General features: G+C 47.2%; 10 protein-coding genes. 9 read left to right on the forward strand and 1 reads right to left on the reverse strand.

What is annotated here, in order from left to right:
- Window positions 1-90: 90 nt before the first annotated feature.
- Complete coding sequence (locus tag BUB37_RS18535) at window positions 91-1,065, reverse strand: sugar phosphate isomerase/epimerase family protein (protein ID WP_072995325.1); 975 nt, start codon at window positions 1,063-1,065, stop codon at window positions 91-93.
- 106 nt (window positions 1,066-1,171) lie between these two features.
- Here BUB37_RS18535 and BUB37_RS18540 point away from each other — a divergent pair, with 106 nt between their 5' ends.
- From BUB37_RS18540 to BUB37_RS18580, 9 genes are all read left to right on the forward strand, one after another.
- The gene (locus BUB37_RS18540; RefSeq protein ID WP_072995326.1) at window positions 1,172-1,672 is read left to right on the forward strand and encodes a shikimate kinase; all 501 of its coding nucleotides are present in this window, start codon (window positions 1,172-1,174) and stop codon (window positions 1,670-1,672) included.
- Between the two features lie 96 nt (window positions 1,673-1,768).
- Complete coding sequence (locus BUB37_RS18545; RefSeq protein ID WP_072995327.1) at window positions 1,769-4,111, forward strand: polysaccharide lyase 6 family protein; 2,343 nt, start codon at window positions 1,769-1,771, stop codon at window positions 4,109-4,111.
- A complete protein-coding gene (locus BUB37_RS18550; protein WP_212635325.1) occupies window positions 4,111-6,372 on the forward strand; it encodes an alginate lyase family protein in 2,262 nt (753 codons plus the stop codon). The genes BUB37_RS18545 and BUB37_RS18550 overlap by 1 nt, the downstream gene beginning before the upstream one ends.
- Before the next feature lie 30 nt (window positions 6,373-6,402).
- Window positions 6,403-6,756 carry a cupin domain-containing protein gene (locus tag BUB37_RS18555; protein WP_072995329.1) on the forward strand — a complete coding sequence of 118 codons (354 nt, stop codon included), beginning with the start codon at window positions 6,403-6,405 and terminating at the stop codon, window positions 6,754-6,756.
- A gap of 3 nt (window positions 6,757-6,759) precedes the next feature.
- Complete coding sequence (locus tag BUB37_RS18560) at window positions 6,760-7,512, forward strand: SDR family NAD(P)-dependent oxidoreductase (protein WP_072995330.1); 753 nt, start codon at window positions 6,760-6,762, stop codon at window positions 7,510-7,512.
- A gap of 452 nt (window positions 7,513-7,964) precedes the next feature.
- On the forward strand, window positions 7,965-11,144 hold the full coding sequence (locus BUB37_RS18565) for a SusC/RagA family TonB-linked outer membrane protein (protein WP_072995331.1): 3,180 nt from the start codon (window positions 7,965-7,967) through the stop codon (window positions 11,142-11,144).
- 10 nt (window positions 11,145-11,154) lie between these two features.
- The gene (locus BUB37_RS18570; RefSeq protein ID WP_072995382.1) at window positions 11,155-12,495 is read left to right on the forward strand and encodes a RagB/SusD family nutrient uptake outer membrane protein; all 1,341 of its coding nucleotides are present in this window, start codon (window positions 11,155-11,157) and stop codon (window positions 12,493-12,495) included.
- Between the two features lie 222 nt (window positions 12,496-12,717).
- A complete protein-coding gene (locus BUB37_RS18575) occupies window positions 12,718-13,443 on the forward strand; it encodes a FadR/GntR family transcriptional regulator (RefSeq protein ID WP_072995332.1) in 726 nt (241 codons plus the stop codon).
- 226 nt (window positions 13,444-13,669) lie between these two features.
- Window positions 13,670-14,947: an MFS transporter gene (locus BUB37_RS18580; RefSeq protein WP_072995333.1), complete on the forward strand. Its 1,278-nt coding sequence runs from the start codon at window positions 13,670-13,672 to the stop codon at window positions 14,945-14,947.
- The last annotated feature ends 13 nt before the right edge of the window (window positions 14,948-14,960 follow it).

The following is a 14,960-nucleotide window of genomic DNA, read 5'->3' on the forward strand; positions in this document are numbered from 1 at the left end:
AAAATTGGCATTACTTCAATCTTTGTTTCAAGCTTTTATCAAAGACCGGCAAAGACCCACATGTGAATGGGTCGGGGTATTCCTTGAAATCTAGTCGGATGTGGCTTTGGACCACGTGGTTTTGATAAAGTCCAAATCGTTCTTCATCCGCGAGAAAACGGTCTTTCGGTCGATGGTTATCTGGCGGGCTCCGTGTTCCGCCCCGCCCAGGTCGTACTCAAGGTGGAGCGAAACCGGTACCCGGATCCCATATTTCTTCAATAGGGAAAAATAACGGTCGAAATCGACCATACCTTCACCGAGCGGGGTGTTGACCGGTTGCCAGGCCCCGTTCACCTTGCCCCACTTAAAGTCTTTGATGGCTATTGTATGGATGCGGTCTTTGATCAACCTGAGGCCCAGTTCCCAACTGGCACCGCCCTCGACAACGGCGTGACGAATATCGTATTGGGCGCCCAAATATCCCGATTTGAGGTTCTTGATGATTTCGTAGGTGTCCCAGATCGGGGCGCCCACATGTATGCCCGCGTGATTTTGATAGGCCCCTTTGAGGGATAGGTGGGCATTGAGGGATTCTAGTTCCCCGAACAGTCGTGAAAATTCAACGAGCTGTTCGGGGATGGACCTGTGCCCATCGTATTTGAGCCAGCCCATTCGATAGTGTTTAAAGCCCTGTGCACTTGCCGTTTCAAGTAGGCTTCTTTCCATTTCGTTGTGGGGGTCCTTTACATTGGTGGTCATCAAATGGGGCTTTAACCCATGTTTTTTCATAGCTTCTACGGCCTTGGGCAGATCGTCGTTGGCGCGTTCGGGCAGTACATGGCCCTTGGGTCGGACCGTAAGGTCCAAGCCGTCGAAACCCATTTCGGCTGCGGCTTCCGACATTTCGGTATAGTTTAAAAACTGTAGGTGCTTGGAGAAGAGGTGGACTTCCAAGCCCGTTTCCTCGGGTTTTCCGTATCCGGAAAACGGGGCGGCCAGGCTGAGAAAGGGGAGGCCTGCAACACCGGCGCCCGATAGCTTGATAAACGTCCTGCGCGATGTGTTTTTATGGTGGTGGCTCATGATCGTAATTGCTTGGTAATGAATTTTTTTGAAGTTAAGGCTTTGTTTATTGTCAAATATAATTATATTTGGTTAACCAAATTGGTTAACCAATTAAAAGTTAAAAATGAAAAGACATAACTACGTGCTTATCTTGGTAGGGGTTTGCGGTACCGGAAAAAGTACCATAGGTCGAAAAGTGGCCGATAGGTTGGAAGTTCCGTTCTTTGATGCCGATAAGCTGCTCGTTACCGATGGACTTCCGGAAGACGGATTTTTGCAGGATGTGGATTTGGAAGGATGGCTGACGGCCATTAAGGAACTTATCTCGGAACAAGCCCGGTTAAAAGGATGTGTGGTTTCGTGCTCGGTACTGAAAAAGGATCAACGCATAATGCTCTCCTCCCAGGTAGACCATGAGTTGGACTGGATCTTTATGAGCGGATCCTACGAATATGTCGCCCAACGTGCCGAGCAGGTGGGAGGTAAGCCTAGGCCGGCCGAATTGCTAAAATCCGATTTTGAATCCCTTGAGGTACCCAAAAGGGCCCTGACCATCGATATGACCTATTCCGAACAGGAGATTGTCGATACTATTTTGAAGTATTTGGCTCGAAAATATGGATAATTCGAAAGATTCAGGGGATATTTTTGACATATAGTTTGTTTAGTAAGATAATATTTCTATTTTTGGTAAACCAATTTGGTAAACCAATTAACAGTTATGAAAGGACACAACGTATTTTACCTTCTATTTTCTTTGATCATCGTATCCTGTGGACAGGGAAAAAACGGCCAGGCAACTTCGCGCGGACAGGTCGCCACGGTTGAAGAGTTTCACGAAAGGGTGGCCCGGGCCCTACCGGGAGATACCATCGTATTGGCCAATGGTGTATGGCAGGATGCCGAACTTCTTTTTGAAGCTAACGGTACCGAAGAAAAGCCCATTGTATTATCCGTGGAGGAAAAAGGCAAGGTTAGCTTGGAGGGAAAAAGTAACCTGAGAATTGCGGGTAACCACTTGGTCGTTGAAGGTCTGGTCTTTAAAAACGGATTTACGCCCACCAATGAGGTCATTTCGTTTAGGAAGGACAGCGAGACCCTGGCCAACAACTGCCGGCTTACCGAAACCGTAATTGATAGGTACAACAATCCCGAACGGCACGAAACCGATACCTGGGTGGCCATTTATGGTAAGAACAACCGGGTCGACCACAATCATTTGGCGGGAAAGAATACCAAGGGGGTCACCATGATCGTGCGTTTGAATTCAAAGGAAAGTCAAGAAAACAACCACTTGATCGACCATAACTATTTTGGGCACAGGCCCAATTTGGGGTCGAATGGCGGGGAAACCCTTCGGATAGGTACCAGCCACTACTCGATGACCAATTCAAAAACCTTGGTCGAGAGCAATTACTTCGACCGGTGTAACGGCGAACACGAAATTATTTCGAACAAATCAAACCAAAATACCTATAAGTACAACACCTTTTATGAGTGTACCGGTACCCTTACCATGCGCCACGGCAACGAAACCTTGGTCGATGGCAATGTCTTTATCGGAAACAATAAGCCCAGTACGGGCGGCATACGTGTAATCAACGGCCAGCAAACAGTAATCAACAATTACGGCATCGGTCTTACGGGCTATCGTTTCAGGGGGGCTTTCGTAATCATGAACGGTGTACCCAATTCGCCCATCAACAGGTATTTTCAGGTAGAGGATGCCAAGGTGGCCAATAATACCTTTATCGATTGCGACCATGTGCAACTGTGTGCCGGTAGCGATGCCGAAAGAAGTGCGGTGCCGATCAACTCGATAGTGGCCGACAATATTTTCTACAACGAGAAAAAAGACGATGTCTTTACCGTTTACGACGACATTAGCGGTATCGATTTCGAGAACAATATTATAAGTCCCAATATCAAACCTATAGCGGAAGGTTTCGTCAAGAAGGCGCTTGATCTAAAGAAAAATGAAATGGGGCTTTTGGTGCCTGCGGATGAAAGTCTAAAAGTAGGGGCCAAGATCAGCGATAAGATAGCCACAAAGGAAAATACCGGGGTTTCCTGGTACTCCAAGGCCGATTGGTCGGTGCCCTTGTCTTCGGGCAAGACCATCCAGGTCGAGGCCGGACTCAATTCGCTGTTCGATGCGGCCAAAAACTCGGAACCCGGCGATATTCTCGAGCTGACTTCCGAAGGACCCTATAACAATACCAAGGCGATTGCGGTTACCCATCCCTTGACCGTTAAGGGTGCCACGGGAACCAAACCGGTGGTGCTGTTTGAGAAAAAATCGCTTTTTGATATCGAAAATGGAGGTGCGCTTCGCTTGGAAGGGCTGAGGTTCGATGGCGAGAACGCACCCGATGACAACGGCAACTCCGTCATCTCCACCAGCAAATATTCGATGAACCAGAACTATAAGTTGTTTGTTGAAAACTGTGATTTTGTGAACCTGGACGTTAACCATTCCTTCGACGTTATCCGCGTGTACAAGAACACCTTTGCCGATACCGTAAGCGTTAAAAACTCCCATTTTGAAGCGGTGACCGGTAACGTAATGGCCTTTGACAAGGAAACCGATGACATCGGTATTTACAATGTGGAGTACGTAATATTGAAAAACAACAGTTTTAAAAACATCGGCGGTGCCGCATTGCGACTCTATCGTGGAGGTACCGACGAAAGTACTTTTGGGCCCTTCTTGGAAATCGATCATTCGGTATTCGACAACGTGGGGCACGACAAAAGAAATAAATACGACGCGGCCATTTCCCTATACGGCGTTCAGGAAATTGATATAAAGAATAACATTTTTAAAGATAGCAAGGCCATTAACATGCATTTGGTTGTCGGTGAGCCCATAGTGAAAATTAGAAATAACGCCTTGAGCAATTCTGAAAAGCTAAAGGTTACCGGCGACCAAAAATACAGTGTTGAAAACCAATGGCAGCTCCCTCCAAAATTTTCGGGCAAAGGGGATTATTCGCTAAGCGACGATTCGCCTCTGAAAGGTAAGGCCACCGATGGTTCCGACTTAGGTTTAAAGCACAACTAATGATAAATCGCACTAAAACAACTTTTTTCTTTCTTTTGATGGGCGCCCTGTTGGTCTTCGCCAACGGAAATTCGCAAGAACACCCCAGCCTGATACTGACCAAGGCGGGAGTGGAAAAGATAAGGGCCGAATTGGGTAACATACCCATTTTTGACGCCACCCTGGAAAAGGTAAAGGCCGAAGTGGATGCCGAAATAGCATTGGGCATAGATACGCCTATCCCCAAGGATTATTCCGGGGGCTATACCCACGAACGCCATAAGCGCAACTTTTTGATCCTTCAAAAAGCAGGGGTCTTGTACCAAATTCTAAACGATGAAAAATATGCGCAATATGTAAAGGACATGTTGTTTCGGTACGAAGGCCTGTACAAAGACCTACCGGTGCATCCACAAACGCGTTCGTATGCCAGGGGCAAGCTGTTCTGGCAGTGCCTAAACGATTCGAACTGGTTGGTATACGTGAGCCAGGCCTATGACTGTGTGTACGACTACCTGTCGAAAAAAGAGCGAAAGCAACTTGAAAAAAACCTTTTCAGGCCTTTTGCCGATTACATATCCGTAGAAAATCCGCAATTCTACAACCGCGTACACAACCACAGTACCTGGGGCAACGCCGCCGTGGGGATGATCGGTTTGGTGATGGGCGATGAGGAGTTGATCCACAGGGCCCTCTACGGTATTGAAGACGATGGCTTGCCGGTCGGGGCCAAGGACAACGACGGTGGATTTATTAAGGTGGAAGGCCAAAAGGCCGGTTTCCTGGCCAATATAGACGAGCCTTTTTCTCCTGACGGATATTACACCGAAGGTCCTTATTACCAAAGGTATGCCATGTATCCCTTTTTGGTCTTTGCCGAAGCCCTGCACAACGTAAGGCCCGAACTGAAAATTTTTGAACATAAGGATGGCGTATTGCTCAAATCGGTAAACGCGCTTTTGAACCTCTCCGATGCCGATGGCGAATTCTTTCCCTTGAACGATGCCCAAAAAGGTATGTCCTATCACTCGCGCGAGCTGGTTACCGCCGTTGATATTGCCTATCACTACGGAAACCACAATCCACAATTGCTCAGCATAGCCGAAGAACAGGGCCAAGTTTTATTGGACGATTCGGGACTGGCCGTAGCCTTGGGCATCAGGGAAGGAAAAAGTGAGGCCTTCCAGAAAAAATCGATCAATCTTGGCGATGGGGCCGATGGTAAGCAAGGTGGTGTGGCCGTACTCAGGTACGGTAACGAAGACATGACCCTGGTCTTCAAATATGCCGCGCAAGGGCTAAGCCATGGGCACTACGACAAACTGTCGTACTCACTTTACGAAAAAGGCACGGAAATATTGCAAGATTACGGTCTCGCCCGTTTTGTCAACATCGAGCAAAAAGGCGGGGGCAATTACCTAAAGGAAAACACGACCTGGGCCAAACAGACCATAGCCCACAATACCCTCGTACAGAACGAAACCTCACATTTTGAGGGAAAGTACGAAGTGGGAAGCCAACACCATTCGGAGCTCTACTTTTTTGATGCTTCCAACCCCGATGTGCAGGTGGTGGGCGCCAAAGAGCAAAACGCTTATCCCGGTACGGTAATGCACCGGACCCTGGCCTTGATAAAAGCCGATGGTTTTGAAAGACCCTTTGTGCTCGATATCCTTAAGGTGACATCGAACTCGGCGAACCAATACGATCTGCCCTTTTATTTTCTTGGCCAGGTGATGCAGGCCAATTTCGAATACACGGTACCCGAAAGCCTGGAGCCCCTAGGTTCAGATAACGGCTATCAACATCTCTGGTCAGAGGGGCAGGGCTGGCCCAAGGCGGAGAGCACACAGCTCAGCTGGTTGGAAAACGGACGTTTCTATACCCTTACCACGGCAACGGGCAAGGACGACGAACTGCATTTGGTGCGCATAGGGGCCAAGGATCCGGAGTTTAATTTGAGAAGGGACGCAGGTTTTATTTTACGGAGAAAAGACACGCGTAATACCACTTTTGTGTCGGTGGTCGAGTCGCACGGGAGCTATAGTCCGGTTTCGGAGTTTTCGGTAAACGCGAACAGTTCGGTTGGCAAATTGGAAACCCTTGTCGATACGGGGGAATACACGGCAATAGCCATTGAAAATGCATCCAATGGGGAGAAGTTGTTGTTTATGATGTCGAACAGCGATAGTAAAATGGATAGGGAACATCATTTAAAGATCGATGAAAGGGGTTATACCTGGAAAGGTCCTTTTCAATTGGTAAAAACTACTAACTACTAACTAATAACTAATAACTAAAAAAAACTAGATATGGAAAGTTTTGGATCAAGCAAGGAGTTTTTGATAGGCGATGAAATACCATGGGAAACCGTGGGGGAAGGAGTCCAGCGTCAGATTATGGGCTATGACGACCGAATTATGCTGGTCAACGTAAAATTTGAGAAAGGGGGGATCGGGCCCATGCACGAGCACCACCATTCACAGGTAACCTACGTGGTCAGCGGGGAGTTCAAGATGACAATCGGCGAAGAGACGCGAATACTAAAAGGAGGGGATTCCTTTTATATACCGCCGCACGTTATGCACGGAACCGTTTGCCAAGAGGCCGGGGTTCTCATAGATGTTTTCAGCCCGATACGGGAAGATTTTATGACTAAAAATTAAGCTATGTATTTAAAAGGAAAGATTGCCGTTGTAACAGGCGGAACGAGGGATATTGGAAAGGCCATTTCGGTCAAGTTGGCCAAGGAAGGAGCCAAAGTGGTGGTCAATTACCTGAACAATGAGGAAAATGCGAAAAAGACCCTAGGCGAAATCGAAGCCCTAGAGGGTGAGGCCATAGCCGTAAAAGGGGACATGACCCAAAAGAGCGATGTAGACCGTTTGGTCTCCGAGTCCGTAAAGGCTTTTGGCCAGAGCATCGATATATTGGTAAACAACGCCGGTGGTTTGGTGGCCAGAAAATCCATCGCTGAAATGGACGAGGCCTTTTTCAACAAGGTGATCGCCTTGAACCTCAATTCCACCTTTTTGGTTACCCAGGCCGTATTGCCCTACATGGGCAGCGGGGCCTCGATCATTAATATAGCCTCCCAGGCCGGTCGCGACGGCGGCGGCGGCGGGTCTTTGGCCTATGCGACCTCCAAGGGGGCTGTCATGACCTTTACCAGGGGCTTGGCCAAAGAGGTCGGTCCGAAGAACATTAGGGTCAATGCCCTATGCCCCGGTATGATCGCCACTACCTTTCACGATACCTTCACTACTGACGAAGTGCGCAAAAAAGTAGCAGGGGCAACGCCCTTAAGGCGCGAGGGTACGTCAGAAGAGATTGCCAACACCGTGGCCTGTCTGGCTTCAAGCGAGACCAGTTTTATTACGGGCGCCAATATTGATATTAACGGGGGACTGGCATTTTCTTAAAATTTGCCAATTAGTTGAGGATTCTGGAGGTGTTTTAATGTTAAATGTTGCATTTACATAAAAAACACCTCCATTTTTTTTGATTTTAATTTTTTAGTAAAGTTTAATTAATATATATTTGGTAAACCAATTTGGTAAACCAGTATGGATAACCAATAATGAAATACATCAAAAAAAGTACTAACTAAACAATAGGGTCATGAAGTCTTAAAGGGAAAACAAAAAAAAGGACGGGTGCACGCCCATCCTTTTTAAAACGATTACTTCAGTCTGAAGGGAAGTAATACAGAGAACATGCATGCATTACTATAACACGTTCGCCACAAAAATACAAAATTCATTTACAAAAGCGGGCTGCGTGTTTTAGGGAAATTCAAAAGCGGATGTATGCCTCAACCGTACATCGCTACAACCGGTTTGGCCGGTCACTTTACTAACTTAATAAACTACAAATGAATTTGAAAACTAAATTATTTATAACGATGGTGTTGTTCCTCAATATCTCGTTATACGCGCAAGACGGTTACACACTGACCGGTACCGTTCTAGATGAAGCACAAATTCCCATACCCGGGGTTAACATTCTTATCGTTAATTCCACTACCGGAACCTCGACCGATTTCGATGGTAATTATTCGATAAGTGTAAACAATGGGGACGTACTTCAATTCTCCTATATCGGTTATGTGACGCAAACCGTAACCGTCGATGGCCAAGAAACTATCGACGTCGTCATGGCCGAAGATGCGGCCCTGCTCGATGAGGTTGTAGTCGTAGGTTATGGTACCCGTAAAAAATCACATTTGACCGGGGCGGTCGCCAAAGTCGGGGGCGACGATATCGCTGCGGTCCAGTCGACCCGTGTCGACGATGCCTTGGCGGGTAAGCTCCCCGGGGTCTTGATTCAAAATCAAGACGGCTCCCCAGGGGCGGACCCCAAGATCCAAATTAGGGCGGCTTCCTCCATTTCGGGCGATTCAAGCCCCTTGATCGTGGTTGATGGCTATCCCATTTCAGGGAATTTGGCCACGGTCAACCCCAATGATATTGAAAGTTTGGAGGTATTGAAAGATGCCGCATCTGCCGCGATCTACGGTTCAAGGGGGGCCAACGGTGTTATCTTGGTCACGACCAAGAAGGGTAAGACCGGTAAGGCCAGCTTTAGCTATAATGCCTACACAAGTTTTTCGAGTAAGTATCGCGATAATATTATTATGCCGGCATCGGAATGGGGCGCTTTTGCAAGGTCGGAAATTGCCGCAGGGAACTGGCAAGGTACCGTTGACAATGTTGACCCAGCTTTTCTCGAATATAGGCTAAGTGCCTATGAAAATTCGCCAGGGGCCATCAGTCCCGAAGAGTGGCTCTTTAAAAGCGGTAGCTCCATAAGCCACGACTTTAGTATGAGCGGGGGTACCGACGATGTAAATTACTTTGCGTCCATTGGCTATCAAAATGCCGAGGGGGTCGTCATCACCCAGGGATACGAACGGTTGAACGCGCGATTGAACATAGACGCCAAGTTGGGCGATAAATTCAAGACGGGTGTTAGCTTCAATGGCTTTACTTCCCATAGGGATATTTTGGGACACGATATGAGAGACCTGCTAAGGGCGTACCCCATCAGCCCTATTTACCATACAAACGAGTCTATTGCCTTTGTCCAGGCCTTGGACGCCCAGGCCCAGGCGCTTGGTTTGGATCCCTTTGACAATGGGTATAGGGGCTCTACCTACGAGGCCGGCAGTATTTATGAATTGGAGCCTGGTATGGCGGCCCAAGACTGGCATTACGGAAGGTCTAACAACGGCATTGGGGGGTCCGGTGATGCTGGCCCCGCGGCAAAGCTCGACAACACCGATCGTTGGGAAAAAACATTTTTCGGTAACGTCAGTTCTTACCTGCAATATGAGATTTTGGACGGCTTGAATATAAAAACCGTTTTGGGCGGAGATCTAAGGGACACCCAATTCTACGAACATAGATTACTCGGCTTCGACTCCAGGGCGCGATCTTCACAAACTTACCGGGACCAAACCGATTTAAAGGTGTCTTCGATGTTGAGCGAAACCACATTGAACTATGCCAAGGTATTGGGCAATCACGATATCTCGGCGGTAGCGGGAATCGAATTCCAAACGACCACTTTTAAAGGTACTGCCTTGGATGGCGTGAACGTGCCCGATACCGATATTCTAAATTATAACCTGTTCTCGCCCGAGGATATTACCGTAACCGAAAGGGATGAAAAGCGGGTGCGCCAGAGCGTTTTTGGAAGGATTAACTATGCCTATGACGATCGCTACTTGATATCGGCATCGGTAAGAAGGGATGGCGATTCCCGGTTCGGGGCCAATAAACAATACGAAACCTTCCCTGCCCTGTCCCTTGGGTGGAACGTTCATAACGAATCCTTCTTGGAAGGAAGCGAGGTGTTGAGTCAATTAAAATTGAGGTTTAGTACCGGTTCCTTGGGTACCACGTCATTTTTAGGTTCCTACGATGCCTTGAGCCTTTTAGATCCCCAGGCGACAGTTTATGGGACGGGATATCTCATTCCGGAAAATATAGCCAATCCTGACCTGACCTGGCAAACCAATACGGAGACCAACTACGGTATCGATTTAGGTTTGTTCAACAACCGAATTAGGTTGGGTGTTGACTATTACACTTCCGATATCGAGGATATTTTGATCAACCAAAGCGTTTCCGAAGTGTTGGGTACCACATCTATCGTACTTAATTCCGGTGATGTGAGAAGTACCGGTTTGGAGTTTGAACTGAACGCCAATGTCGTACAAGGCGAAAATTTCAGCTGGAGTTTTGGCGCCAACCTGTCTACCGTAGAAACGGAAATCAAAGGGCTGGGAGGCTTGGACGAATTGCCCCAGGCCATTTACGGCGTGAGCGGTCGAGGTCCCGTATTTAGAAATTACGTAGGCGGTGAAATTGGTGAAATGTGGGGATTGGAGACCATCGGTGAAGTCGAAATGGAATATTTGGCCGATGCTACACAGTACCCTAACAACCAGTCAGGGGAATCTTATGTGGTCGACCAAAACGGCGACGGTATAATCGATAATACCAAAAGCGTCGAAGATGGGGGCGATTTGGTTAAAATAGGTCAGAATACACCTGATTTTTACTGGGGGATGAGCCATAACTTTAGATACAAGGCTTTTGATATGTCCTTTCAGTTACAGGGATCCCACGGTGCGGAGGTCTACAATATCGACCCGCTTTACTACGGTTCGCAATGGGGAGGAAGATTGGCAAGTAGTTTTGATGCCAATGAAGATGGTATTGCCGATCATAATGGCGAGTTCTATACGGCTAACAGAAACCAAACCGATGCCGTGTTGCAGGATGCCTCGTACATCGCCTTGAGAAACTTGACCTTGGGCTATACGATCGATTCAAGTGTTATGGATGGAATTGGCGTGAATTCGGCAAGGATCTATGTGGCGGCCACCAATCTCTTGTATTTGATGGCGGATAATTATACATCGTACAACCCAGAGGGGGTACAGACCAGTGGAAGTGACTATTTAGGGCCGACAACTTACGGAGTCCAAGTGGGTGCGAGTCCGGTCGTAAGGAGCTTTACCGTCGGTTTAAATGTTAACTTTTAAAAAAAAAGATATGAAAAACATATATAGAATATTGGGATTGTTGCTTATCGTGACAGCATGTGATAGCGATTTAGATCAGGTTCCGCCAAATATTGCGAGTTCCGATTCCTTGACAGATTTTGAGGGGGTCTTGAATGCGGCCTATTATTATCAGCTTGGCACGGTTACACCTATGGCGGTAATGGGTGAGTTTAGGTCCGACAACGCACTAATGGATGAGGAACCCTATACCGAATTCGACACCTACGGTGGGGGACTGACGGCAATGGAAGATCAGTTTTTCGGTCCTTTCTATACCGCCTTGTACAAGTCGATACTAAGTGCGAACAATGTTATCGAAAATTCAACGAGTGCCACCGATATAGGTGAAGCAAAATTTTTAAGGGCCCTGTCCTATTTTAAACTGGTGCAGGTATTTGGTGACGTTACCGTCAATTTATCCGCCGAACCCAGCCTTACCGACACCTCTATTTTGGTGAGAAGGCCGGCTAGTGAGGTCTATGACGATGTGATCATCCCCGATTTACAGGATGCCATTTCGGCCTTGGATGCGGAAATAGTCGATGGAAGGGCTTCAAAATATGCCGCACAGGCCTTGTTGGGCAAGGTGTATATGTTCAAAGGCGATTTTAGCAGCGCCCAAACGCATTTGGCCGCCGTGGTCAGTGGGGCAGCCGCTGCTGGAATCAGTTTGAAGGACAATTATAATGAGATTTTTGGTGCGGCCAACGAGGTCGAAAATTCCGAAATTATTTTTTCGACCCAAATAGTGAGTTCCATAGTAGACGAATATTCATTTGCTTCCCGTTTTTGGAACTGGTTCGTAGGGGATGATTCAAAAGCGGATTTACCGGTAGACCCGGATTTGGTCGCCGCTTTTGACGCCAGTGACGCCAATGGTGGTGGTACCGATTTGCGAAGGGCGGTAACGCTTAGTGAAGACGGGATGACGGCTATAAAATTTCCAAAAGAAGGTGGTTTGGGCCCCGATCATGACTGGATAGAAATTAGATTGGCAGATGTTATTCTCCTATATGCCGAGGCATTAAACGAGAATGGCGCCTCCCCTGAGGCCGTGCTCGATCTTTTGGACCCAATACGGACCAGGGCCGGATTGGCACCTTTGGACCATACGGTCATCAATACCCAGGCCCTGGTCAGACAGGCCATTCTAGACGAACGAAGGCTTGAATTGGCCTTTGAAGGCCAAAGATGGTTCGATTTGGTGAGGACCGGGGCCGTTGATGCTGAAATGGGGCAAGCGATCAATAGCAATTATTACTTGTTTCCGGTTCCGATTTCGGAGATACTGGCAAGTGGTGGTGTAATAACCCAAAACCCGGGTTACTAGTAGATTACGGATTTGAGTTCAGTTGTTTTTTATAGAGTTGTTTTTAGAGTTGTATCAGTGTGAATTTTACCGACCTTTTAATCAAGGTCGGTAAATTCCAACAATCTTGGAAAACCGCCGTAAATAGGCCTATTTTTTGAGTGTAGAATTGGCTTAATGAACAAAAAAGTATAATTTTAACATATCCAAACTGGTTAACCAATTTACCAAATATAGGCCCCTATGAAGCTAGAAATATTGACCAAGAATGAAAATCGTGAGATCGAGGACGAAATTATATCCAAAATCCGCGATTTGATCAACTATAAAAACTTGGAGCCAGGGGATAAGTTGCCGGCCGAAAGGGTGCTCTCCGAAAAATTCGGGGTCAGTAGAAGCAGTGTTAGGAGCGCCATACAAAAGCTGGAGTTTTATGGCATTTTGTACAGTAAGCCCCAGAGCGGGACCTTTATTTCGAACATTGGGCAAATTGCCATGAATGGTATGATAGAGGATATTTTGAGTTTGGGCGAGCACGATTTTAAATCCTTGGTGGAAACCAGGATATTGCTTGAACTCAAAATCGTTAAGATGGCGGCCCTGCGGCGTACCGAAGAAGATCTGGAACGGATAAGGCAGGCCTTGTCGGCCTATAAGGTGAAGATGATCAATGGGGAACCCTGTGTGGAAGAAGACCTATTGTTCCATTTGGCCATCGCCTCCGCCTGTAAGAATACCACTATGAATACCCTGATGCTCTTGATCACCCCCGAAATAATCGTGGCCTATCAAGAAGATAGGGTCTGCGAGGGCGATGTGGCACTGGCCCAGATCAAACAGCATGAGGATATCTACATGGCCATAAGGGACCAAGATCCCCAACTGGCCAAGGAAAAAATGAAATTGCATTTTACAAAGTTGTACGATTACATTTATGGTGAAAACAGAAAAAAAGTGATTAAAGGATAAAAGTGCACGATTTATCCTTTATGATTAACATAACTGAAGGGAATAATACTTGAATCTTATTCGACGCATGGATAGTGCCAGCTTCCTTGGTACTAGGGTTCCGTTGTGAAAAGCATTTGAGTGAAAAAAAAGCGAATGAGATCATTCGCAAGGTAGGCCCATGGATTGGGTTAGGGTGGTGTTTGCTCTAATTTAAGGCATTTGGCTCTAATTTAAATAGTTTAAAATGAAGGTAAAAGGACTAAGATGGTATGTGATCGCACTCATCTGTTTGGCCACGGTCATTAACTATATCGACCGCACGGCCTTTGGCGTAATGTGGCCCGAAATGGGCAAGGACCTGGGTATGGATGAGGCTGATTATGCCGTTATGCTCAACGTTTTTATGATTACGTATGCCTTGGGCAAATTTTTGTCGGGCAAACTCTACGATATGATCGGTACCCGAATGGGCTTCGTGGTGTCGATAGTGGTATGGTCCGTAGCTTCCGTATTCCACGCATTTGCAAGGGGCCTGTTTTCGCTGACCTTGTTCCGGGCCTTGTTGGGCCTTGGTGAGGCGGGTAATTGGCCGGGAGCGGTAAAAAGTAACGGGGAATGGTTCCCGGTAAAACAAAGGGCCATTGCACAGGGTATATTTAATGCGGGGGCATCATTGGGAAGCGTTATCGCACCCGTGCTTATCGCTTATCTATACGGCCATTTCGGGTGGCGATCCACCTTTATCATCATTGGGGCGATCGGCCTTTTATGGGTAATTCCCTGGTTGTTCATCAACAAGGCAAAACCCGAAAAACATCCTTGGATCACCGAGGAAGAACAAAAATTGATTCTTGCCGACCAAATCGCCCTAAATCCGACAAAGGAAAATGAGAAAGGCCTGTCGGTCGGTAAAATTTTAAGTTATAAGGAGTCTTGGGGTGTCCTTATGTCCCGTTTCTTTATCGAACCTATATGGTGGCTCTTTGTGGGATGGATGCCGCTCTACCTCAATTCGAAGTTCGGCTTCAGTATCGAAGAGATAGGATCCACCATCTGGATCTCGTATCTGGGCGGTATGGCAGGAAGTATTATCGGCGGTTGGTATTGCGGTAAGCTCATGGAGACCAAAACGGTCGATGCGGCCCGAAAGATTACCATAAGCATTGGCGGAGCCCTTATTTTCTTGGGCTTGTTGGGAATCATCTTCCTTGTGACCGAAAAGAACCCAATGACCTTTATTTACATCGTGGCGGTAGTGCTTTTCGGCTTCCAGTTTGCCATTGGCAATATCCAAACAATATCGAGCGACCTCTTCAGCGGACCCTCGGTGGGTACTTTGGCCGGCCTTGCCGGAACCGTAGCGGCCGTATCGGTCATAATTATGAACAGCCTGATCCCAATGATCGCCTCGGTATCGTATACCCCGGCCTTCATCGTAATCGCCGTACTGGCACCATTGGCCGTACTCAGCATATTTATGCTGATCAAAAAAATCAGGCCTGTAGAACTAGAATCACTTTAATTAACTATACATC

Source organism: Pseudozobellia thermophila, from assembly GCF_900141855.1.
Classification (GTDB): Bacteria; Bacteroidota; Bacteroidia; order Flavobacteriales; family Flavobacteriaceae; genus Pseudozobellia; species Pseudozobellia thermophila.

Bases quoted from the DNA above. Each gene is read 5' to 3' on its own strand.
- BUB37_RS18535 (WP_072995325.1), bottom strand. From the start codon at position 1,065: ATGAGCCACCACCATAAAAACACATCGCGCAGGACGTTTATCAAGCTA.
- BUB37_RS18540 (WP_072995326.1), top strand. From the start codon at position 1,172: ATGAAAAGACATAACTACGTGCTTATCTTGGTAGGGGTTTGCGGTACC.
- BUB37_RS18545 (WP_072995327.1), top strand. From the start codon at position 1,769: ATGAAAGGACACAACGTATTTTACCTTCTATTTTCTTTGATCATCGTA.
- BUB37_RS18550 (WP_212635325.1), top strand. From the start codon at position 4,111: ATGATAAATCGCACTAAAACAACTTTTTTCTTTCTTTTGATGGGCGCC.
- BUB37_RS18555 (WP_072995329.1), top strand. From the start codon at position 6,403: ATGGAAAGTTTTGGATCAAGCAAGGAGTTTTTGATAGGCGATGAAATA.
- BUB37_RS18560 (WP_072995330.1), top strand. From the start codon at position 6,760: ATGTATTTAAAAGGAAAGATTGCCGTTGTAACAGGCGGAACGAGGGAT.
- BUB37_RS18565 (WP_072995331.1), top strand. From the start codon at position 7,965: ATGAATTTGAAAACTAAATTATTTATAACGATGGTGTTGTTCCTCAAT.
- BUB37_RS18570 (WP_072995382.1), top strand. From the start codon at position 11,155: ATGAAAAACATATATAGAATATTGGGATTGTTGCTTATCGTGACAGCA.
- BUB37_RS18575 (WP_072995332.1), top strand. From the start codon at position 12,718: ATGAAGCTAGAAATATTGACCAAGAATGAAAATCGTGAGATCGAGGAC.
- BUB37_RS18580 (WP_072995333.1), top strand. From the start codon at position 13,670: ATGAAGGTAAAAGGACTAAGATGGTATGTGATCGCACTCATCTGTTTG.